We start from the raw sequence: 20041 nt of genomic DNA, 5'->3' as shown, positions 1-20041 counted from the left end.
TGCGGAAGCCCTGTGCTAGGATTTCCGCGCTATGCAGTACTACCCGATTTGTCTGCGGGTAGAGGGTCGGCCCTGCCTGGTCATTGGGGGCGGCGAGGTCGCGGCGCGCAAAGTTCTCTCGCTACTGAAAGCGAGGGCTCGCGTCACCATCATTAGCTCGACCCTCACACCTAGCTTGACCGCCGCGGCGGCCGCGCAGCGCTTCGTGCACTACGCCCGCCAGTATCGCGCAGGGGACCTCGACGGGTTTCAACTCGCGTTCGCGGCGACCAACGATGAGGCGCTCCACGCGATCATCGCGCGCGACGCCGACGCGGCGGGCGTGTTGCTGAACGTGGTCGATCGGCCGCAGCTGTGCTCGTTCATCGTGCCGGCGGTCGTCGCCCGCGGTGATCTCACGGTGGCCATTTCGACCAGCGGCGCCAGTCCCGCGCTCGCCAAGCGATTGCGCGAAGAGTTTGCGACTCTGCTCGGGCCAGAGTACGAGCAGGCGCTCGCGATCCTGCGCGCCGTGCGGCAACGACTCCAGAGTGAACAACGCGCCACGGAGGAACGACGGGATATCCTGACCGCGCTGGTGCGGTCGGATTTGCTCGATCTGCTGCGCGCCGGCGACGCCGCGCAGGTGGATCAACTCTTACAGACCACGGTCGGCGACGGCGCCTCCGTGGCGAGTCTCGGACTGCAGGAATCTCAGGCATCGGCTTCGGGTTCGGCATCGCCTTCGGGTTCAAATGGTTGAGTAATGGAACTGCTACTGTTGATCCTAGCCCTCGTGCTGTATCTGGCCGCCACGGTTGGATTCGTCACCCACCTGCTGAGCGGGCGGGATCTCGTCCGCCGGCTGGCGCTGGCGGCATTGGCGGGCGCGTTCGTCGTCGACGCCCTGGCCATCACCGCTCGCTCGATCGTTTCAGGTGCACTGGCCGTGACCTCATTTCACGACCAGCTCTCACTGTTCGCGTGCTTGATCGTCGGGATGTACTTGTGGATGCAACGCCGCTACCCGCTCACGGTTTTGGGATCACTGATCAGCCCGCTCGCGTTCCTGTTCGTGCTGTCCGCCTACGTGTTCTACAGCGGCAATCGCGAGTTCCCGCGCGACATGCACAACTTATGGCTGCCGGCGCACATCGCGCCGGCGTTCCTCGGCTACGCGATCTTCGCCGTCGCCTCGTGCGTCAGCCTTATCTACCTTTTGCAAGACCAGCAGCTCAAGACCAAGCGTCGCAGCGATTTGCGCCGCCGCTTGCCATCGCTCGAAACGCTCGACGAACTCAACTACCGCTTCGTCACCTGGGGCTTCACGTTGTTCACCGTCGGCATCATCACTGGCTCCGTGCTTGCGCGCGAGCGCTGGGGTGCGTTCTGGTCATGGGAGCCGGTTCAGCTCTGCTCCTTGATCACCTGGCTCCTCTACGCCGTGCTGCTGCACACGCGCTTGGTCGGCTGGCGCGGTCGGCGCGCCGCAACGCTCACGATCGTCGGCTTCGCGTTGCTGATCGTCTCGTTTCTGAGCGTCAATCTGCTCTTCACCGGCCGTCACAGCGCATTGGGATAATGGCGCAGGACATTGTCATTGTCGGCGTGAATCATCGCAGCGCGCCGGTGGAGATCCGCGAACGGCTGGCGCTGGCCGACGGTCAGCTCGACGACGCCCATCGCCGTCTACTCGCGCTCGGACCGATCAAGGAAGCCGTGCTGCTGTGTACCTGCAATCGAGTCGAGGTCGTCGCCTACGCCGACGATGCGTCCGCCGCGTTGGACGGCATCGCCGCGTTCCTCGCCGAGGAACAGCGCATGCCGCGCGACCACATCGAGCAACACCTCTACCGCTATCAAGGGCGCGCCGCGGTGCAGCACCTGTTTCGCGTCGCCGCCAGCCTCGATTCGATGGTCGTCGGCGAACCGCAGATCCTCGGTCAACTCAAGGAGTTCTACGCGCGCGCGGCCGCGCTCGGCGCGGTGCAGACCGTCTTGCACCGCTGTTTTCACAAGTCGTTCTCGACCGCCAAGCGCATCCGCACCGAAACCGGCATCGCCAGCAAGGCCGTGTCGGTCAGCTCCGCCGCCGTCGAACTCGCCCGCAATATCTTCGATCGCCTCGAAGACAAGTCCGCGATGTTGATCGGCGCCGGCGAGATGAGCGAGCTGGCCGCGCGTCACCTGCTCTCCGCTGGGGTTGGCACTTTGATCGTCACCAACCGCACGTTCGACCGCGCCGTCGAGCTGGCGCGCGAGTTCGGCGGGACACCGGTGCCGTTCGAACATTTTCCGCGCTACTTGCACCTGGCCGACGTCGTCATTGGTTCGACCGCGGCGCCGCAGCACGTCCTGACACCGGCGCTGATCCACGAGGCCTTGCGCGAGCGCAAGCAGCGCGGCATGTTCCTCATCGATCTGAGCGTGCCGCGTTCGTTCGATCCGGCCATCAACGACATCGACAACGTCTACCTCTACGACATCGACGACCTCGGCGACATCAGCGAGGACAATCTCGCCGAGCGCCAACGCGAAGCCGGCAAGGCCGAGCTGATCGTCGAAGCCGAGGTCACCGGCTTCTGGGAATGGCTCACGCGCCTCGACGCCAAGCCCACCATCGTCGCGTTGCGCGAGCGGGTCGAAGACATCCGTCGCCGCGAGGTCGAGAAGACCGTGTCGGCGCTGAAGGACCTTACCCCGCGCCAGCGCGAGGCCATCGACGCCCTGACCTCCGCCATCATCAACAAGATCCTTCACGCACCCGTCACACATCTCAAGCGCCCCGACGCTGAGTCGGAGATGTTCTACATCGACGCCGCGCGCCGCCTCTTCGACCTCGGCGATCCGGAAAACAAGGACGACAAGTGAACTACTTCCTCCGCATCGGCACACGCGGCAGCGCCCTCGCGCTCGCGCAGGCGCGCTGGACGCAACAGGCGATCGAATCGCACACATCGCGACCGACGGCAAAGCTGGTGACGATCACCACCTCGGGCGATCGATTCGTCGACCGCTCACTGTCGAGCATCGGCGGGAAGGGCCTGTTCGTGAAGGAAATCGAAGAGGCATTGCGCGATCGCCGCATCGATTGCGCGGTCCACTCGATGAAGGACTTGCCGGGCGAGTTGGCTCCCGGACTCACCATCGCCGCTGTACCGGCACGTGCCGACGCGCGCGACGTCGCACTCACGCGCGGCGGCGCACCCCTCGCTGCGCTGCCCGCCGGTGCGCGAGTCGGCACCAGCAGCTTGCGCCGCATGGCACTCATTCACGCGTTGCACCCGACCCTCGACGTCGTATCGTTGCGCGGCAACGTCGACACCCGGCTGCGTAAATTCGACGCGGGCGAGTTCGACGCGATCATCCTCGCCGCGGCCGGCTTGCAGCGCCTCGGGCTGACGCGGGCGGATGCGCAGCCGCTCGACCCACGGCTCTTCGTTCCCGCAGTCGGTCAAGGTGCACTCGCCATCGAGACGCGTGCCGATGACGTGCCCGACGAGGTTGCCGCGCTCGATCATGCTTCGACACGCATCGCTACCGACGCGGAGCGTGCGTTCCTGCGGCACATCGGCGGCAGCTGCCACACTCCGCTTGCCGCATACGCCACGATCGACGGTGATCAACTTCACCTCGCCGCGATGATCGCCAGCCCGGATGGCGAGCGCGTGTTGCGCAGCGAGCGCCGGGGCACAACCAGGGAAGCCGCCGCACTCGGTGTCGCGCTCGCCGACGAACTGCTGGCACGCGGCGGCGCCGACATCCTCCGCGCGCTCCAGACCAACGCATGAGTTCCCAGGCCACATCGCCGGGCATCGTCTATCTGGTCGGCGCGGGACCGGGCGATCCCGGATTGCTGACGCTCACCGGCCGCCGCTGCCTCGAACGCGCCGACGTCGTCATCTACGACTACCTTGCCAATCCCGGCTTGCTTGACTACGCGCCGCCGACGGCAGAGCGCGTTCTCGCCGGCAAACACGGCGGCGGCACGCGCGTCGAGCAAGCGTATCTTAACCAGATGCTGATTGCGCATGCTCGCGCCGGGCGTACCGTCGTGCGACTCAAGGGCGGCGATCCGTTCTTGTTCGGTCGTGGCGGTGAGGAAGCCGAGGCGCTGGCCGCTGCCGGGATCGCCTTCGAAGTCGTGCCCGGCGTCAGCGCCGCCATCGCCGTTCCCGCGTATGCCGGCATTCCGCTGACCCATCGCGAGATGGCCTCCAGCGTCACCATTCTCACCGGCTACGAATACCCTGACAAACCCGAGATGGCCGTGCACTGGGACGCGGTCGCGCGGCGCGGTGGCACGCTGGTATTCCTGATGACGACGCGCCAGCTCGACGCCAACATGAACAAGCTCCTCGCAGCGGGCATCGACCCGACGACGCCGGCCGCCGTGATTCGCTGGGGCACGCGAGCCGAGCACGCCACCGTCGTCGGCACGGTGGCCACCATCGCACGGCTCGCGACAACTCAGCATCTCCAACCGCCGGCGTTGGCTGTGGTCGGCGATGTCGTGCGCCTGCGCGAGCAACTCAATTGGTACGAGCGCAAGCCGCTGTTCGGTCGTCGCGTGGTGGTGACGCGTCCGCGCGCACAAGCCGCGGGCTTCATCGAAGCGCTGTCGGCCGCAGGTGCCGAGGTCATCCCCTGCCCTACGATCGAGATCGTGCCGCCGGCGTCGTGGCAACCGTTCGACGACGCGGTCGAGCACATCGATGCGTTCGATTGGCTGGTGTTCACTAGCGTCAACGGCGTCGAGATGTTCTTCGCACGACTGCGGGCGTTGCGGCGGGACATACGCGCCCTCCATCGCGCACGCCTCGCCGCCGTCGGACCGCAGACCGCGGAAGCATTGGCGGCACGCGGGCTACTCGTCGACGTGATGCCGGCCGAGTTTCGCGCCGAGGGCGTGGCTGAGGCGATGCGCGCGAACGGCGTGGCGGGCCAACGCATCCTCCTCGCGCGCGCCGCCGCCGCTCGCGATGTCCTCCCCGTCATGCTGCGCGAGGCCGGCGCGACGGTCGAGGAAGTCGCGAGTTACCAAACCGTCCGCCCTCATACCGACATGACCGAGTTGCACCGCCTGCTGCACGACGGCGCCATCGATTTGGTTACGTTTACCAGCTCGAGCACGGTGCGGAACTTCCTCGCCTTACTCGGTCACGACGCCGCGGCGTTGCTCGGTCGTACCCCGATTGGCTGCATCGGCCCCATCACCGCCGATACCGTGCGCGCGGCCGGCTTGTCGGTTGCGATTCAACCGACAGCGTATACGATCCCGGCGTTCACCGCGGCCATCATCTCTCATTTCAGCCGTTCATTGGAGTGATCTCATGGAATTCCCCGCCCTTCGGATGCGCCGACTGCGCCAGAACGAAACCCTGCGCCGCATGGTGCGCGAAACGCGGCTGAGCGTCGACAATCTCATCATGCCGCTGTTCATCGTACCCGGCACGCGCGTCGCCAATCCGGTCGGCAGCATGCCGGGCATCGCGCAGTTGTCCGTCGATCGCGCGGTCGAGGAGTGCAAGGCGATCCGCGATCTCGGCATTCCGGCGGTGATCCTGTTCGGCATTCCGGAACAAAAGGACGCGACCGGCTCCGGCGCCTACAGCGAGCGCGGCGTGGTGCAAGAAGCCTTGCGCGCGATCAAGGAAGCCGTGCCCGGCTTGCTGCTCATCACCGACGTCTGCCTGTGCGAGTACACCGATCACGGCCACTGCGGGATCATCGTCGAAGGCGACGTCGACAATGACTCGACGCTCGATCTGCTCGCGAAGGAAGCGCTGTCGCACGTGAAGGCGGGCGCCGACATGGTGGCGCCGTCCGATATGATGGACGGTCGTGTCGGCGCGATCCGCGAGTTACTCGATGACGAAGGCTTCGATCAGGTGCCGATCATGGCGTACGCGGCGAAGTTTGCGTCGGGATTCTACGGACCGTTTCGCGAGGCCGCCGAGTCGACGCCGCAATTCGGCGATCGCCGCTCGTATCAGATGGACCCGCCCAACGCGCTGGAAGCGCTGCGCGAAGTCGCGCTCGACCTCGACGAGGGCGCCGACATTGTGATGGTGAAGCCGGCGTTGCCGTATCTCGATCTAATCTGGCGGGTGAAACAAGAGTTCGGCTACCCAGTGGCCGCGTACAACGTCAGCGGCGAGTACGCGATGATCAAAGCCGCCGCGCAAAACGGCTGGCTCGACGAAGAGCGCGTGATGATGGAAAGCCTGATCGCCATCCGCCGCGCCGGCGCCGACATGATCCTCACGTATTTCGCCAAGGACGCAGCGCGCGTCTTGGCGCGCCGTTAGAGTAACTCCTGACTCCCTCCTTCTACTGCCCCTCTGCCTACTGCCCTCTGCCTACTGCTTCTTCCCCGTTGCCTCTTCGTACGCGCGCTTCACGACGAAGTTCTGGTTGAGGTAGGGCGCAAACCAGATCGTGTGCATGTCGAAGCGCGAGAGATCGACTTGCTGCGCGTCGGCCAGCGTGCCGCCGCGATCGACGTCGGCCTTGGTGCCGCTCCACACCGCGCGCATGAATTCCTGAAAGCGCAGCAAGCCGGCGCGGTCGGACAGATCGCCGTGGCCCGGGATCACGCGCTCGAAATCGCGCGCCGCCACCGCCGCCAATGTCGCGTCCCACTCCTTCACCGAGCCGCCGGAGTCGAGATCGATGTTGGGGAAGCGGCCGTTGAAGTAGAGATCGCCGGTGTGGATCGTGTGCTCGGCGACGAACTCCACCACCAGGTCGCCGTCGGTGTGACCACGGCCGGGATGGAACAGGCGAATCGTCTTACCGCCGACGGTCAGCTCGCGCTCGGTCTCGAACGTGTCGTTGGGCAACAGGTCGCGCGCCGGCGCATCACGCCAGTAGTCGGCATCGCGCTCGCGCAAGTGTTTGAGGGTGTTGTCGGTGGCGATCACCTTGGTGCCTGGTGGGAAGGCCGGATTCCCGTGCGTGTGATCCATGTGGTAGTGGGTGTTGATCACGATCGACACCGGCTTGTCGGTGATTTCACGAATGCGGGCACGGATGGCGTCGCCCTGGCGCGCGAAAGTCATCGTGTCGACCACCACCACGCCGTTCCCGGTCACGAGCACGCCAACGTTCCCGCCGACACCCGTCATCATGTAGAGGTCATCGGTAACGCGCTGCACAGCGATCTGCCCCACGGTCCACCAGGCCCACGCCACGACAACGAGCACCACGCTGAGAAGCGCCCCAAGTCCGATCAGAATCTTGCGCAGCATCGCGTCCTCCTCCTGCCCACGGTCGACCGCTGTTCACGGGGTGGAGCGCAGCCTATCGCACAGGTCGTACGTAAATTGAAACCATTTCGCACGTGGCGCTGCGCGCCGTGTTTGTCGGCTGAGTAGCGGCGTACTATACGGCGCGTCATGCAAGGCAGTGAACCCGCCGGGCTGCGAACGGTAGCGAGACTGTTGTGGCTGAGCGCCGCCTTCACCGGCCTCTACTGGGTGGTGTTCTTCACCAGCGGGGCGACGCAAGCGACGCAGGAGCCGTGCTACACCGTATTCGAGCGCGCCTTTCCTGCGGCGGACGCCTGGCTTGCGATCGCGGCGCTCGCCTGCGCCTCCAGCCTGCGCCGCCGCCGGCCGCGCGCCGTGTTGTGGGGCGTCGCCGCCGGCAGCGCGTTCATTTACCTGGGGTTGATGGACACGCTCTACAACCTCGAAAACGGGATGTACGCGTCGATCGGCCCCGAGATGGCCGCCGAAGTTCTCATCAACGTCACCTGCTTCCTCTTCGGCCCGTTCCTGATGAGCTACGTCTGGCGCCACCGCCGCTGGCTCGGAGCGTGACGTCGTGATTCGTGAAGTCGTGATTCGTGAAGTCGTGACTCGTGATTAGTGACTCGTGATTCGCGACTCACGATGGAATCGCTGATCCAAGATGTGGCCCGCCGTCTCGCTGCGATCGATGGGATCGTCGCCGTCGTACTCGGCGGTTCGCGCGCGCGCGGCACTGCACATGCCGAGTCGGACATCGATCTCGGGATCTACTACCATCCGGATCGTCCGCTCGACGTCGATGCTTTGCGCGCGCTCGCGCGTGAACTCGACACCAGCCAAACCGCGACAGTCACCGTGCCGGGCGAATGGGGTCCGTGGATCAACGGCGGCGCGTGGTTGCAGATCGAGGGCCAGCACGTCGACTGGCTCTATCGCGATCTCGAGTTGGTAACGCGCACCATCGCGCAGTGTCGTGCCGGCCGCCACACGTGCGACTATCAGCCAGGCCATCCGCACGGTTTTCACAACCACATGTACATGGCCGAAGTGCATCACTGTCGCGTGCTGCACGACCCGAGCGGAGCGCTGGCGCTCCTCAAGGCGCAGACGATTACCTACCCGCCGCTGTTGCGGCGTGTGGTGATCGAGCGCCATCTGTTCGAGGCCGACTTCTCGCTGATGATCGCGCGCAAAGCCACCGCGCGCGCCGACGCCTCGTACGTCGCTGGTTGCTTGTTCCGCTGCGTCGCCTGCCTGGTGCAGGCGCTGTTCGCGCTCAACGAGCGCTACTTCATGAATGAAAAGGGCTCGGTGGCGCTCAGCGAGACCTTCCCGCAGCGTCCGCCGGATTTCGTGCGAACCATCAACGCGGTGATGGCGCAGCCGGGAAGCACAGCGGAGGCGTTGACCACTTCGGTCGTTCGACTCGGCGCACTCGTCGCCGCGTGCCAGGAACTATGCGCGGCGGCGCTACGCGATCTGCCGCCGTTGCCGGCTAGACTGCGTACACCGCGTCGCACTTCGCGGCGAAGATGAAGTCACTCTCGGTCAAGCCGTTAATCTTATGCGTCCAGATCTCGATGCGCACGCGGCCCCACGCGAGGTAGATATCGGGATGATGGTTTTGCGCTTCGGCGATGGCGCCGACGCGATTGACGAACTCGAGCGCCGGCGCGAAGGACTTAAAGCGATACAAACGCGACAAGTGATGCTCATCGATCACCGTCCAGTCCGAATCGATCTGCGCGCGCAACGGTTCCAGCTCGGCGCCCTTCAACGGCGGCACGCCGCCTTTGCACGGGACGCAGTTCATCTTCGCGAGTTCCGACATGGCCACCTCACCCGTGCTCGCGATCTATGCCGCGCGCTCGAACGAGTCAACGCAGGCTTCTCTCTCCGGCGCTGGTGAGCTAGATTCCGCAGGTGCAACGAGACGCAGCATGAGCGAGTGGGTTTTCGATACAACGGACAGCCGTTTCGAAACGGATGTCGTCGAGCGCTCGAAACGAGTGCCGGTGGTCATCGACTTCTGGGCGCCATGGTGCGGGCCGTGCCGCACGCTGGGGCCGCTGCTCGAACGCCTCGCCGAAGAACACGCGGGAGCGTTTGTGCTCGCCAAGGTGAACGTCGACGAAAATCCCGGCCTGGCGCAGGGCTTCGGCGCCAACAGCATTCCGATGGTACTCGGGCTGCGCGACGGGCAAGTGGTGTCCGAATTTGTCGGCGCGTTGCCCGAAGCCGGCGTGCGCGATTTCCTCGCGCGCGTGCTGCCGAGCGCGGCGGACACACTCGCTGCGGAAGCCCTCGTGCTGCGAGCGGCCGGGCAACTCGACGAATCCGAGGCCGCGTTTCATCGCGCCCTTGAACTCGACCCGCGCTGCGATCGCGCGTTGGTCGGACTCGCCCACATCCACGCCGATCGACAGCAAGACGACGACGCGCTGGCGCTGCTCGATCGCGTGGCGCCCGGCACACCGGCGCGCAACGACGCAGACCGGTTGGCGGCGGCGATTCGCATCCAGCAAGTCGGCGGTGCGGACGAGGCAACGCTGCGCATCAAGGTCAACGCCGACCCCAAGGATCTGGAGAGCCGCTTCACCTTGGCGCAGGTTCTGGCGGCCGCGGCGCGCTACGACGAAGCGCTCGACATGTATCTGGAGATCGTCAAACGCGACCGCCGCTTCCGCGACGACGCCGCCCGCAAAGCGATGCTCGACATCTACGAACTGCTCGGACCCGACAACGAGATCGTCGACCGCTCGCGCGGGGCGCTTGCCAGCGTGTTGTTCAGGTGAAGTCGGGAGTCGTGACTCGTGACTCGTGAATCGGTGAGGAGCCGAAACACAAGCGATCGCAACCGCACCACGACTCACGCTCACCACTCACACGTCACGCTTCACGACTCACGATTCACAACTCACGACTCACACCTCACCATTCACGACTCACGACGATGCGCCCCCTGATCGACTTCGGCGTCGCCGCCGCTGACTACGGCCGCCACCGGCCGGGATTCCCGGACCAGTTCTTCAATCACGTGGGCCGCTACGGCATCGGGGTCGCTGGCCAGCACGTGCTCGATCTCGGCACCGGGGCCGGCACGCTGGCGCGCGGGTTTGCGCTACGCGGTTGTCAGTCGACCGGGCTCGATCCGTCGCCGCAGATGCTCGAACAGGCCAAGGCGCTCGATCACGAGGCGGGCGTCGTCGTCCGTTACGTCGAAGCCGGCGCAGAAGACACGGGGCTACCGGGCGAGTCATTCGAGATCGTGTGTGCGGGCCAGTGCTGGCACTGGTTCGATCGCCCGCGCGCCGCGGCCGAAGTCACTCGCCTGTTGCGCCGCGGCGGTTTCGCGCTGATCGCGTACTTCACGTATCTGAGTGAGCCAGGCGGTGTGGGCGCCGCCACCGAAGCGCTAATTCTCAAACACAACCCGACCTGGCCGTTCGCCGGCAGCGACGGTCGCGCGGCCGGGTTCGTCGATGACCTCACGGCGGCGGGTTTACGGCACATCGACACGTTCGAGTTCGACCTCGACATCTCGATGACTCACGAGGCGTGGCGCGGCCGGCAGCGCGCCTGCAACGGTGTGCTGACATTGCCGACGGAGACCATCGCCGCGTTCGACACCGATCTTGCGGAGCTATTGGCGCGCGACTATCCCGATCCGCTGCCGGTGCCGCACCGCATCTTCGGCGTGGTGGCGCGGAAACCGTGAACAGCAGCGCGAATGAAGGGCCACCTCATCTCTGCCGGTTGTCTGGTGACCCGACGCGGCGAGCGGGGCATCCAGGTATTGCTCGTGCATCCGCGTGGCGCGACGTTCAAGCAGCCGTTGTTTGGAATTCCGAAGGGACTCGTCGAGTCCGACGAAACCGCCGAAGTCACGGCATTGCGGGAGACGCTCGAAGAAACCGGACTGCGCGTTCGCCTGCAAGCGTCGCTGGGTAACGTGCGGCAGAAATCCGGGAAGATCGTCTTCGCGTTCTGGGCTACGGTCGAACCCGAGAGCGAGTCCGGCATCGACGCCCAGGGCCGCTGCCTCGCGCACGACAGCGAGAACAACGTCTGCCGTTTCTATTCGATCGAAAAGGCCGCCGAGTTGATGATCCCAGCCCAGCGTGAGTTCCTGGCTCGACTGCCGGACGCGGCGACAAGTTGATGGCACGGTGGCAATGTCGGGCCCGCACAGACGGTGAACGTGGCGAGTTGATCTTCGCTTGATTTGCCCTTCGATCTCACCGCCGCATGGCCAGCCCGTGTCGACATACGCTACCTGGCTGGACGCTCTTTCGCACGATTCCAGTGGCGAACCTTCAGTACTTGACCAAGGTAGAACTCTAGCTGTCTGGAGCGCCGATTGCGGACGACTCTGATGACGCGAACCGTGGCGTCGGGAACTGGCGGCGTCATGCCATTCAGCAGGCGCAAGTTGAAGGGTGCCTTGCCGACCCGCTCAACAGGCTTTCGCCTCGGAACAGCAAGGATGGCTGCAAAATGTTCTCGCTTGATGTTCATGACCAGCGTTGGTTTTGAATACACAGACCTCTCCGCTTTCCTAGTCGTTGCCGGAGTTTGGCGCGCACTCAAGAAGTTACCGGCCGCGGGCCACGACGTGACGTAGCGGTCTTGGGCGAAACGCGCCTCTGGCTGCGGTCCGGTGCCGCGGCGGAACTGGACCTGCCCCCTTCGTCGAGATTCTCAAGCCGCACACCGCGTCCGCTGCGCAGACTGGACCGGGCCGCAGCGGCGCGATCGAGGAAGCGCGGATCGTTTTCGAGACGGTAGTCGAACCAGTCATCGTCGGTGTCGAAGCCGATCAAGATGCCGGCGGCCTTGCCGCGCCGGGTGATCACGATTTCTTCCTTCGCTGCCTGACGCAGGTAGCGTGAAAGGTCGTACCTGAGTTCGGACAGTGCGACTGCCTTCATCGTTCGCTCAAGGCGACGATCAGGCACCCGAGAGCGAGGAAGAAGCAGAGCGGCACGTAGAGCCACGTATCCCACCAGGCGAAGGCGCTCGCGCTCGTCGGCTTGAATAGACCGAACCACCTGAAGTCGCCGACGACGCGGCCGATGAAGACGGCGACGAGCGTCCAGCTTCCAGCGACGAATAGCCAGCGCGGTAGCGCGCTACCCCAGAATCCGAGTCGGCCCAACACCACCAGGCCGGCAGACAGGAGTAGAAACGCAACGAGCAGCGTTGCAGCCGGCGATGGCTCGAACAGCGGCTTGCCGTCGCGCAGCGGAATCGTCACACCCGTCCCCCATCGGCCGCCTGCGGCCCAGTACGCATGCAAAAGACTCAGCGAGAAGAGAACGCCAGCGGTCAAAATGCCGATGAAGCGCGTCACCGGAGTCCTCACGGTCGAGACGATGCGGAGAGGAGTTCCTCGATCGCTTTCTCCAACTCGGCGGCGATGAATCCGAACGGGCCGGGCGCGCCGCGGTAGGCCACGCGTCCGTCACGATCAATCAGGTACAAGCGATCGGGCAAGGCGTAGTACTTCAGATCGGTTGAGTTCTCCATGTCGTCGATGAGCGTCGGGATCGAGATGTCCAAACGCAGCGCACAGGCTTGCGCCACGTCAGTTCGTTGGTCGAGCGTGGTCGGTTGCTCGAACAGTACATGCTCCTGCTCATTGCTCTCGACTTGCCACTCGTTGGTCGGATGCGCCTCGCGAATGTAGACGACGAAGAAGGCGATGCGATCGCCGAAGCGCCGATGCAGGTCTTCGAGGTGCCCAACCTGGGCACGAAACGGCGGTCAGGTGAAGCTGCCGAAGATCAACGCCACCGGCTGGTCGCCATGAAAGGTCGACAACCGTACGCGCTCGTCGCTGCCGAGCCGCGGCAACTCGAAGTCGGGCGCGGGATCGCCAATGGCGGGCGCGCGGGTCTCGCGATCAGTGATGAACTGCATCATCTCCATTTGGCGCGCCGGCTCCATTCCCATCATCCACGCTTGCATGCGGGCGAAGTCGGTCGGCGACAGAACCTTCTGCAGCATCTCGACGAAGTCCATGCACCGCGTTCTATCACGGTGCCCCGGCTTGCACGAGACACGAGGCCGCAGTACTGAGGGAGCCATTCCACTACCCGCACGGAGGTGCATCGATGGCAGACATCCGAATCAAAACACTCAAGGACGGCCCCTACGAAGTGAAGGGCGCGATTCAGCTCGTCGACGCCAAGCGCGCCGATTTCAAACTCAGCGAAGATCCGATCTACCTCTGTCGCTGCGGCCAGTCGGCGAACAAGCCGTTCTGCGACGGCACGCACACCAAGGTCGGGTTCAAATCGGAAGAGCCAGCGCGCTGAGAGCAAGTGACGAGTAGTGAGTGACGAGCCAATCTCGACTCACACTCACGACTCACGACTCACGATTCACGAGGAGACATTATGCGCTTCGGATTGAACGCGGGATACTCGGGCGCGCGCATGGCGCTCAACATGGAGATGATTCACGAAGCCGATCGCCTCGGCTTCCATTCGGTGTGGACGGCGGAAGCCTACGGCTCCGATGCGGTGACGCCCGCGACGTGGATCGCGGCGCAGACCAAGCAGATCAAAGTCGGCACCGGCATCATGCAGATGCCCGCCCGCACGCCGGCGATGACGGCGATGACCGCGACCACGCTCGATCAGCTTTCCGGCGGTCGCTTCCTGCTCGGCCTCGGCGTCTCCGGACCGCAAGTGGTCGAAGGCTGGCACGGCGTGCCGTACGGCAAGCCGCTCAAGCGGACGCGCGAGTACATCGAGATCCTGCGCGCGATCTGGGCGCGCGAGAAACCCGTCGAACACAGCGGCGAGCACTACCAGATCCCGTATCGCGGCGCGGGCGCCAGCGGACTCGGCAAGCCGCTCAAGAGCATCCTGCGCGGACGCCAGATTCCAATCTACGTCGCCGCCACCGGACTCAAGAGCGTCGAGCAAGTTGCCGAGATCGCCGACGGCTGGTTGCCGATTTTCTACTCGCCGTATCGCGCGGAGAAAGTGTATGGCGATGCTTTGCAAGCGGGGTTCAAGAAAGCGGGCGGCGGCAAAAACCTCCAGACCTTCGACATCGCCGCCGGCCCCACGGTGATTCTCGGCGACGACGTCGCCGCGTGCCTCAACTTCATCAAGCCGATCCTCGCGCTCTACATCGGCGGCATGGGCGCGCGCGGCAAGAATTTCTACAACGACCTCGCCTGCCGTTACGGCTTCGAGGCGGCGGCAAAGACGATCCAAGATCTCTACCTCGACGGCAAGAAGAACGAAGCCACCGCCGCAGTGCCCGACGCACTCGCTGACGAGGTGTCGCTGGTCGGCCCGAAGGAACGTATCCGCGATCGCTTAGCAGCCTGGAGCGAGTCGAGCGTGACGACAATGATCTGCGCCACGATGCAAGTGGAGACGCTCCGAGTACTGGCGGAGGCACAGTAGGAAGATAGTCGGCAGTCGGTAGGGGGCAGTCGGCAGTAGGACTTCTGACTCTGGACTGCTGACTCCTACCTCAACTGCCCCCTGCCGACTGCCCACTGCCTACTATCCTCCATGCTCACTCGCCGCGAGTTGCTGCAACGAAGCGCGCTAACGGCCGGGGCGCTGGCGCTCGGCTGCAGCCAGCGCGCGCCGGCCGCACCGGTGTCGGCGGATGCGCTGGCGCTACATCACGACTCGCTGGTGGTCGATCTTCACGTCGACTCGTTCTTGTGGGCGAGACTGTTCGGTTACGACATGGGCCGAGGCCATGAGAATCGGTTGCCGTCGGCGCCGTTTGCGTGGCACGCGGACTTGCCTCGCCTCGCCGAAGGCGGCGTCAGCGCAGTCGGCTTTGGTATCGTCGTCAATCCGCGCGAAGTCCGTCCCGAGCTGATGCTACCGCTGAAGATGCTGGCGTGGTTCGAACGCCAGCGCGGAATCGAGGCCGTGCTCGCGACACTCGATCTCATGCACGAAACCGCGCGACGCTATCCGGATCGGTTTGTCGTCGTCGGCAACGGCACGGAGATTCGCGCCGCGCGCGCCGCGGGAAAGATCGCCGGCCTGCCTTGTCTCGAAGGTACGCACGGCATCGAGGGCTCGCTCGACAACGTACGCACGGCCTACGAGCGAGGGCTGCGCTCGATCGGCCTGGTCCACTTTCAAGCCACCGAAGCCGCATATCCGATGACCGTGCCCGAATTCGACGGTCGCGGCTTGACCGACTTTGGCCGCGACCTGATCGGTGAAATGGAGCGGCTCAAAATGCTGGTCGACCTCGCGCATGTGAACGATGCGGGATTTGCCGATGCACTCACGGTGATGCAGCGGCCGTTCATGGTGAGCCATGCCGGCTGTCGCGCGGTGTGTCCGCACCGGCGCAATCTCACCGACGAGCAGATTCGTGCGGTCGCCGAGCGCGGCGGCGTGATCGGAATGGTTTTGGCGAGCAGCTTCGTCGCCGACCACGATGCCAACCTCGACCGCGTGCTCGATCACTTCGATCACGCCATCAACGTCGGGGGTGAAGATGCCGTCGGCATCGGCAGCGACTACGACGGCTTCATCACGCCTCCAACAGGCTTGGAGGACGTCACGACGTTGCCCCGCCTGACCGCCGGCTTGCTCGCCCGCGGTCAGCGGCCGCAGACGGTGCGCAAGGTGCTGGGAGAAAACGCGCTCCGCGTGATCACAGACGTGTGCGGGTAGCCTGAACCACCGCACTCCGCCGTAGCCGCAGGCTTCAGCCTGCGCTCTTCGTTTCGGACGCAGGCTAAAGCCTGCGGCTACGAGTGATCACGCGTTCCGAACGTCTTGCAGTGGAGCCAATTCCGCATCTGCGTACATCGGCGTGAATCGGCGGTTTCGCTTCTCTCTTCGGATCGAGGTCTACTTCGGCGCGCGCACCGTGGTCACCGAGACGCCGTCCTTCTTGACGCAGGTGATCGCTTCGTTGTCGGTGTCGGTCGGATAGTAGAAGCCGAACCAGTTGCAGTGCTCGTTGGTATCGGTGAACGGGCCGAACTTGAAGTCGTTGTCCGTGTTGTTCTCCCAGTAGCACTGCCATTGCAAGCCCTGCCCCGCGGCAAATTCCAGCGGTGGAGCGTGGACCGCGAACGGCGGATCGTCGTATCCGACGTACTCGTAGGTCAGATCGCCGAGCATGTTGTTGTCCCAGCGATACGCCCAGAAGTGTCGACCGCGGAAATGGTAGTGCCCTGTCTCCGCCATCAGGACGATTGGCTTGGGAAAGACGCACTCGGCGCTTAACGTAGGAGTGGAATGTGCAGCGACGAATACATCCTTGTCCTGGCCAAAGATGGCGCCGGCGTGAGCGGTGACGCTGCCGGCTGCGGCCGCGTTGAGATTCATCAGCACCTTGCCGTCGCCGTCGGTCTCCAGTGAACCAACGTTGACGAAGTGGGTCTGCATCAGCAACTGCTCGCCGGCGTGGAAGTGATACGCGACGCCCTCGGGCAGCTCCCAATCGCTGTGGCGCAATTGCGTGGCGACCACCAGCTCCCACTTGTCGAAGTCCACTGCAGTGTTGCATACCTCGACGCCGTCGGCGAGGTTCAGCGTCGAATCATACGGCCGATACAAATGAACGTGATGACTGCCGCCGGTCACAGCGATCTGGAATCGGTTCACGTCGAAATCGACGTCGGAAGGGAGCTTCAAGTAGTGACAACTGGTTTCCTCTTTGCCTTTTGGAATTGCCGCAGCCGTCACTTGCAACTGCACGCCTTTGGCTGGCGGCGGCAGCACGATGTCGCCCGGCTTCTCGCCGCCACCGCCGAGCGGGCGGCCATCGTCACCCGGAACGATGCCGTCGTGCGGCGCGCCGGCAACGATCCACGCGCGGATGACGTCGACCGTCTCGGTGGTCAGCAGCGCCGCACCCCACGGCATCGATTGCCCTTGGCCCGCCGCGAGGTTGTCCGCCACTTTGGCGAGCAAGAAACTTGAGTCCGGCCGGCTGGGCATCACCCGCATCCACCCGTCGGCTGCGGCGACCGGGTTGCTTGGGGAAACGTTGACCAAGCTGTCCCAAGACTGACCCTCCTCAAGCACCAAGTTGCCGGCGCGTCCCACGCTGCTGTGGCACGAGTCGGACGAGCAACTGACGTTGAAGACTTCAGTCTGAATCCGCGCGAAGGTCGAGCCGGAGACCGAGCCCGTCGACGCCGGTTCGCCGCTACCGGCGCAGCCTGCCAGCAGCAAGGCTGCAACGATCAACGCCGATCCTACTACCCGCTGCGATTGACTCGATGTTTTCACGATGCGGAGTTTACGCGACGCAACCGCATCGGGCAACCGCGAATTCGCATGCTGCGAAACTCGCATGCGACCGCGGGTTGATCCGCTGCGGGGGCCCAGATAAAGGAAGGATCTACATTCAAAGCTGAGGAGGACTACATGGCCATCAAAGCGGGCGATCGTTTGCCGACCGATGTGAAGTTGGCGGAGATGGGGGACAGCGGCCCCAAGCCGGTCACGGTCGATGAAATCTTCAAGGGTAAGAAGGTCGTCGTGTTCGCCGTGCCGGGCGCGTTCACCCCGACGTGTTCGATGAAGCACCTGCCCGGATTCCTGGAGCAGACCAACGCGATCAAGGCCAAGGGCGTGAAGGACATCGTCTGCCTGTCGGTCAACGACGCCTTCGTCATGGGCGCGTGGGGCAAGGCCAACAACGCGGCCGGCAAGGTGCGCATGATCGCCGACGGTAACGGCGATCTGACCAAGGCGCTCGGTCTCACGCTCGACGCCAGCGGGTTTGGCATGGGCCTGCGTTCGCAACGCTACGCGATGATCGTCAACGACGGCGTCGTGCAAGACTTGCTCGTCGAGCCCGGTCCGGGGCTCAACGTATCGAGCGCCGAGTCGGTTCTGGGCAAACTGTAGGTCGACGCTCGCTCCCTCTCCCTCTGGGAGAGGGCTGGGGTGAGGGCAATCGCGCACGCCGCTGCCCTCCTCACCCTGACCCTCTCCCTCAGAGACTTTCGACTTTCTCTGAGCGTAGGGGCGATGCATGCATCGCCCTCCGGCTTCTCCGCCGCGAACATGTCACGTCGCGGGCGACGCATGCGTCGCCCCTACAAGGAGAGGGAAATCTGGTTGGAACCAGCGCGCGCTTGTGGACAGCCCCTCAGGGAGACGGAAACGTTTGCCGCAGCGCCGCAATCACCGCATCGCTCGTCGTCACGGTTCCGAGTAACGACAGGATCCGTTCGACCGAGAAGCGGTGCATCTCCTCGGGCACGCTGGCGCAGCAGTCTCCCACCACGACGGTCCGGAACAGGCGATTCACCGCGCCGCGCACCGTGCCTTCGACCGCGAAGTTGGTCGAGACCCCGAGCGCGATCAGCGTATCGCGCTGCAGTGCGCGCAACGTGCCATACAGTCCGGAGCCGTACGACGCATCGATACTGAGCACGCGCCGCAACACATGATCACCGGGCTGCGGCGCGATCGCGTCGTGGACGGCCGCGCCCCAGGTGCCTTCGATCAGCATCGGATGTTTCTGACTCCAACGGAATATCGGCGCGTCGGTCGTGGGCATACCGGGACGACTTTCCTTGTTCGCATACAACACCGGCACGCCCGCGGCGCGGGCGGCCTGTAACACCTGACTGATGCGAGGTAGCACACCTCGATCACGCACCGCGGTGGCCAACGCCCCGCCGATGCCTTTGACGCCGATCTTCGATTCGTGGATCAGATCGTTCTGACATTCGATCACGACCACGGCACAGCGCCCGCGATCGAGTACGAGATCACTCATGTCTGCTCTCTCCATCCATCACCATGGCATTCCGAGTTTAACACGGCTTGTGAGTCCCGGCGCAACTCGCTAGTCGCAACGGCGGAATCGGAGGGGCCCGCACAAGAAGGCCCTCGATACGATCGCTTCGCGATCTACTCGGGCAAACGGGAATTGGATTCCGTAAGAACAACCGCTTCCCCGAGTAGCGGCACTGAGTAGAAGGCGAAGCCTTCGTATCGAAGGGCTGCGTATCGAGGGGCCGCTTCTGGTGCGAAACCAGGCGGAGAAGACGATGGATACACTGCAGGACCTCTTCGGATTGAACGGCAAGGTCGCGTTGGTCACCGGGGCATCGGCGGGACTCGGCGTGGAGTTCGCGCGGGCGCTGGCCATCGCCGGTGCGGATGTCGCGCTGGTGGCGCGCCGGCGTGAACGGCTCGACGATCTCGCCGACGAACTGCGGACGCTCGGCCGGCGCGCCGTCGTCGCCACTGCCGACCTGCGGCAACCCGGCGACATCGCCCGCGCGGTCGCGGAGGTCAGTCAGCAGTTCGGCGAAATTGACGTGCTCGTCAACAATGCCGGCGTCGCCCCGACCGGTCGGGTTGAACACTACTCGATCGAGAAGTGGCAGCACGCCTTTGACGTCAACGTCCACGCCGTTTTTCACTTCTGTCAGCAAGTCGGCCGGCGCATGATCGCTCGCGGCGTCGGCGGGCGAATCATCAACGTCACGTCGGTGGTGGCCGCGCTCGCCAACGGCATCTACCGGAGCGCCGGTTACGCAGCCAGTAAGGCCGCGGCGGAAAATTTCACGCGGCAGCTGGCCATCGAGTGGGCGCCGCACAAGATCACCGTCAACGCGATCGCGCCAGCGTGGTTCCCCACCGAAATGACCGAAGGTGGACTCGCCAAGGGCGACAATCGAGAGCGAATGGAGCGACTCACGCCGCTCGGCCGACTCGGACGGCCCGACGAAGTCCGCACCGCTGTCGTGTTCCTCGCCTCGCCGCAGTCGAGCTACGTCACCGGCTCGGTGGTCTACGTCGACGGCGGGTGGACCGCGTGGTGAC

Annotated in this window: 24 protein-coding genes; 16 read left to right on the top strand and 8 right to left on the bottom strand. The window is 64.6% G+C overall.

The window, feature by feature from the left end; translation table 11 throughout:
- The first annotated feature begins 31 nt into the window (after positions 1-31).
- From HYR72_17730 to hemB, 6 genes are read left to right on the top strand one after another with little or no spacing between them, the layout of a single operon-like run.
- Complete coding sequence (locus HYR72_17730; protein MBI1816823.1) at positions 32-742, top strand: bifunctional precorrin-2 dehydrogenase/sirohydrochlorin ferrochelatase; 711 nt, start codon at positions 32-34, stop codon at positions 740-742.
- Between the two features lie 3 nt (positions 743-745).
- Positions 746-1561 (top strand): cytochrome c biogenesis protein CcsA, encoded by an 816-nt coding sequence (ccsA, locus tag HYR72_17725; protein ID MBI1816822.1) that lies wholly within the window; start codon positions 746-748, stop codon positions 1559-1561.
- On the top strand, positions 1561-2850 hold the full coding sequence (locus HYR72_17720) for a glutamyl-tRNA reductase (GenBank protein MBI1816821.1): 1290 nt from the start codon (positions 1561-1563) through the stop codon (positions 2848-2850). Before ccsA ends, HYR72_17720 begins: the two co-directional genes overlap by 1 nt.
- Positions 2847-3770, top strand: coding sequence for a hydroxymethylbilane synthase (hemC, locus tag HYR72_17715; protein MBI1816820.1), 924 nt, complete (start codon positions 2847-2849; stop codon positions 3768-3770). The genes HYR72_17720 and hemC overlap by 4 nt, the downstream gene beginning before the upstream one ends.
- Positions 3767-5308, top strand: a complete 1542-nt coding sequence (gene cobA / locus HYR72_17710) for a uroporphyrinogen-III C-methyltransferase (GenBank protein MBI1816819.1) — start codon at positions 3767-3769, stop codon at positions 5306-5308. Before hemC ends, cobA begins: the two co-directional genes overlap by 4 nt.
- A gap of 4 nt (positions 5309-5312) precedes the next feature.
- Positions 5313-6290, top strand: coding sequence for a porphobilinogen synthase (gene hemB / locus HYR72_17705; protein MBI1816818.1), 978 nt, complete (start codon positions 5313-5315; stop codon positions 6288-6290).
- 51 nt (positions 6291-6341) lie between these two features.
- Here the strand turns inward: hemB and HYR72_17700 are convergent, their stop codons facing one another.
- The gene (locus tag HYR72_17700) at positions 6342-7232 is read right to left on the bottom strand and encodes an MBL fold metallo-hydrolase (GenBank protein MBI1816817.1); all 891 of its coding nucleotides are present in this window, start codon (positions 7230-7232) and stop codon (positions 6342-6344) included.
- A 147-nt stretch (positions 7233-7379) separates the two neighbouring features.
- On the opposite strand from HYR72_17700, the gene HYR72_17695 reads away from it, so the two are divergent.
- Both HYR72_17695 and HYR72_17690 read left to right on the top strand, forming a co-directional pair.
- Positions 7380-7805 (top strand): hypothetical protein, encoded by a 426-nt coding sequence (locus HYR72_17695; protein MBI1816816.1) that lies wholly within the window; start codon positions 7380-7382, stop codon positions 7803-7805.
- A gap of 72 nt (positions 7806-7877) precedes the next feature.
- Positions 7878-8771 carry a nucleotidyltransferase domain-containing protein gene (locus HYR72_17690; GenBank protein MBI1816815.1) on the top strand — a complete coding sequence of 298 codons (894 nt, stop codon included), beginning with the start codon at positions 7878-7880 and terminating at the stop codon, positions 8769-8771.
- On the opposite strand, the gene HYR72_17685 is transcribed toward HYR72_17690, so the two are convergent.
- Complete coding sequence (locus HYR72_17685) at positions 8731-9066, bottom strand: 4a-hydroxytetrahydrobiopterin dehydratase (GenBank protein ID MBI1816814.1); 336 nt, start codon at positions 9064-9066, stop codon at positions 8731-8733. The genes HYR72_17690 and HYR72_17685 overlap by 41 nt on opposite strands.
- A 109-nt stretch (positions 9067-9175) precedes the next feature.
- Here HYR72_17685 and HYR72_17680 point away from each other — a divergent pair, with 109 nt between their 5' ends.
- The 3 genes from HYR72_17680 to HYR72_17670 all read left to right on the top strand — a co-directional run bounded on the left by HYR72_17680 (position 9176) and on the right by HYR72_17670 (position 11397).
- Entirely contained in the window at positions 9176-10030 is an 855-nt protein-coding gene (locus HYR72_17680; protein MBI1816813.1) for a tetratricopeptide repeat protein, read from the top strand.
- A 158-nt stretch (positions 10031-10188) separates the two neighbouring features.
- On the top strand, positions 10189-10953 hold the full coding sequence (locus HYR72_17675; GenBank protein ID MBI1816812.1) for a class I SAM-dependent methyltransferase: 765 nt from the start codon (positions 10189-10191) through the stop codon (positions 10951-10953).
- A 12-nt stretch (positions 10954-10965) separates the two neighbouring features.
- A complete protein-coding gene (locus HYR72_17670) occupies positions 10966-11397 on the top strand; it encodes an NUDIX domain-containing protein (GenBank protein ID MBI1816811.1) in 432 nt (143 codons plus the stop codon).
- A gap of 424 nt (positions 11398-11821) precedes the next feature.
- On the opposite strand, the gene HYR72_17665 is transcribed toward HYR72_17670, so the two are convergent.
- Genes HYR72_17665 through HYR72_17650 form a run of 4 tightly spaced genes read right to left on the bottom strand, consistent with a single transcriptional unit; the run spans position 11822 to position 13259 of the window.
- Positions 11822-12166: a type II toxin-antitoxin system Phd/YefM family antitoxin gene (locus HYR72_17665; protein MBI1816810.1), complete on the bottom strand. Its 345-nt coding sequence runs from the start codon at positions 12164-12166 to the stop codon at positions 11822-11824.
- Positions 12163-12588, bottom strand: a complete 426-nt coding sequence (locus HYR72_17660) for a DUF3995 domain-containing protein (protein ID MBI1816809.1) — start codon at positions 12586-12588, stop codon at positions 12163-12165. The genes HYR72_17665 and HYR72_17660 overlap by 4 nt, the downstream gene beginning before the upstream one ends.
- Positions 12589-12596: 8 nt before the next feature.
- Positions 12597-12965 (bottom strand): deiodinase, encoded by a 369-nt coding sequence (locus HYR72_17655; GenBank protein MBI1816808.1) that lies wholly within the window; start codon positions 12963-12965, stop codon positions 12597-12599.
- 36 nt (positions 12966-13001) lie between these two features.
- A complete protein-coding gene (locus HYR72_17650; protein ID MBI1816807.1) occupies positions 13002-13259 on the bottom strand; it encodes a hypothetical protein in 258 nt (85 codons plus the stop codon).
- Positions 13260-13351: 92 nt separating this feature from the next.
- On the opposite strand from HYR72_17650, the gene HYR72_17645 reads away from it, so the two are divergent.
- From HYR72_17645 to HYR72_17635, 3 genes are all read left to right on the top strand, one after another.
- The gene (locus HYR72_17645; protein ID MBI1816806.1) at positions 13352-13555 is read left to right on the top strand and encodes a CDGSH iron-sulfur domain-containing protein; all 204 of its coding nucleotides are present in this window, start codon (positions 13352-13354) and stop codon (positions 13553-13555) included.
- A gap of 81 nt (positions 13556-13636) precedes the next feature.
- The gene (locus HYR72_17640; protein ID MBI1816805.1) at positions 13637-14662 is read left to right on the top strand and encodes an LLM class F420-dependent oxidoreductase; all 1026 of its coding nucleotides are present in this window, start codon (positions 13637-13639) and stop codon (positions 14660-14662) included.
- A 111-nt stretch (positions 14663-14773) separates the two neighbouring features.
- Positions 14774-15910 carry a membrane dipeptidase gene (locus tag HYR72_17635; GenBank protein ID MBI1816804.1) on the top strand — a complete coding sequence of 379 codons (1137 nt, stop codon included), beginning with the start codon at positions 14774-14776 and terminating at the stop codon, positions 15908-15910.
- A 180-nt stretch (positions 15911-16090) separates the two neighbouring features.
- Here HYR72_17635 and HYR72_17630 read toward each other — a convergent pair whose 3' ends face one another.
- A complete protein-coding gene (locus tag HYR72_17630; GenBank protein MBI1816803.1) occupies positions 16091-17440 on the bottom strand; it encodes a hypothetical protein in 1350 nt (449 codons plus the stop codon).
- Between the two features lie 180 nt (positions 17441-17620).
- Between HYR72_17630 and HYR72_17625 the strand changes: the two genes are divergently transcribed.
- Positions 17621-18106 (top strand): peroxiredoxin, encoded by a 486-nt coding sequence (locus HYR72_17625; GenBank protein MBI1816802.1) that lies wholly within the window; start codon positions 17621-17623, stop codon positions 18104-18106.
- Between the two features lie 244 nt (positions 18107-18350).
- On the opposite strand, the gene HYR72_17620 is transcribed toward HYR72_17625, so the two are convergent.
- Positions 18351-18986 carry a cysteine hydrolase gene (locus HYR72_17620; GenBank protein MBI1816801.1) on the bottom strand — a complete coding sequence of 212 codons (636 nt, stop codon included), beginning with the start codon at positions 18984-18986 and terminating at the stop codon, positions 18351-18353.
- Between the two features lie 274 nt (positions 18987-19260).
- Between HYR72_17620 and HYR72_17615 the strand changes: the two genes are divergently transcribed.
- Positions 19261-20040 carry an SDR family oxidoreductase gene (locus HYR72_17615; protein ID MBI1816800.1) on the top strand — a complete coding sequence of 260 codons (780 nt, stop codon included), beginning with the start codon at positions 19261-19263 and terminating at the stop codon, positions 20038-20040.
- Position 20041 lies beyond the last annotated feature (1 nt).

It is taken from the genome of Deltaproteobacteria bacterium, from assembly GCA_016178705.1.
Taxonomy (GTDB): domain Bacteria; phylum Desulfobacterota; class Binatia; order HRBIN30; family JACQVA1; genus JACOST01.
The sequence above is the reverse complement of the archived record's forward strand: the minus strand, read 5'-3'. Positions and strand labels throughout refer to the sequence as shown.

Excerpts from the sequence above, each read along its gene's own strand:
- HYR72_17730 (MBI1816823.1), top strand. The coding sequence starts at position 32 with ATGCAGTACTACCCGATTTGTCTGCGGGTAGAGGGTCGGCCCTGCCTG.
- ccsA (MBI1816822.1), top strand. The coding sequence starts at position 746 with ATGGAACTGCTACTGTTGATCCTAGCCCTCGTGCTGTATCTGGCCGCC.
- HYR72_17720 (MBI1816821.1), top strand. The coding sequence starts at position 1,561 with ATGGCGCAGGACATTGTCATTGTCGGCGTGAATCATCGCAGCGCGCCG.
- cobA (MBI1816819.1), top strand. The coding sequence starts at position 3,767 with ATGAGTTCCCAGGCCACATCGCCGGGCATCGTCTATCTGGTCGGCGCG.
- hemB (MBI1816818.1), top strand. The coding sequence starts at position 5,313 with ATGGAATTCCCCGCCCTTCGGATGCGCCGACTGCGCCAGAACGAAACC.
- HYR72_17700 (MBI1816817.1), bottom strand. The coding sequence starts at position 7,232 with ATGCTGCGCAAGATTCTGATCGGACTTGGGGCGCTTCTCAGCGTGGTG.
- HYR72_17695 (MBI1816816.1), top strand. The coding sequence starts at position 7,380 with ATGCAAGGCAGTGAACCCGCCGGGCTGCGAACGGTAGCGAGACTGTTG.
- HYR72_17690 (MBI1816815.1), top strand. The coding sequence starts at position 7,878 with ATGGAATCGCTGATCCAAGATGTGGCCCGCCGTCTCGCTGCGATCGAT.
- HYR72_17685 (MBI1816814.1), bottom strand. The coding sequence starts at position 9,066 with ATGTCGGAACTCGCGAAGATGAACTGCGTCCCGTGCAAAGGCGGCGTG.
- HYR72_17680 (MBI1816813.1), top strand. The coding sequence starts at position 9,176 with ATGAGCGAGTGGGTTTTCGATACAACGGACAGCCGTTTCGAAACGGAT.
- HYR72_17675 (MBI1816812.1), top strand. The coding sequence starts at position 10,189 with ATGCGCCCCCTGATCGACTTCGGCGTCGCCGCCGCTGACTACGGCCGC.
- HYR72_17670 (MBI1816811.1), top strand. The coding sequence starts at position 10,966 with ATGAAGGGCCACCTCATCTCTGCCGGTTGTCTGGTGACCCGACGCGGC.
- HYR72_17665 (MBI1816810.1), bottom strand. The coding sequence starts at position 12,166 with ATGAAGGCAGTCGCACTGTCCGAACTCAGGTACGACCTTTCACGCTAC.
- HYR72_17650 (MBI1816807.1), bottom strand. The coding sequence starts at position 13,259 with ATGGACTTCGTCGAGATGCTGCAGAAGGTTCTGTCGCCGACCGACTTC.
- HYR72_17645 (MBI1816806.1), top strand. The coding sequence starts at position 13,352 with ATGGCAGACATCCGAATCAAAACACTCAAGGACGGCCCCTACGAAGTG.
- HYR72_17640 (MBI1816805.1), top strand. The coding sequence starts at position 13,637 with ATGCGCTTCGGATTGAACGCGGGATACTCGGGCGCGCGCATGGCGCTC.
- HYR72_17635 (MBI1816804.1), top strand. The coding sequence starts at position 14,774 with ATGCTCACTCGCCGCGAGTTGCTGCAACGAAGCGCGCTAACGGCCGGG.
- HYR72_17625 (MBI1816802.1), top strand. The coding sequence starts at position 17,621 with ATGGCCATCAAAGCGGGCGATCGTTTGCCGACCGATGTGAAGTTGGCG.
- HYR72_17620 (MBI1816801.1), bottom strand. The coding sequence starts at position 18,986 with ATGAGTGATCTCGTACTCGATCGCGGGCGCTGTGCCGTGGTCGTGATC.
- HYR72_17615 (MBI1816800.1), top strand. The coding sequence starts at position 19,261 with ATGGATACACTGCAGGACCTCTTCGGATTGAACGGCAAGGTCGCGTTG.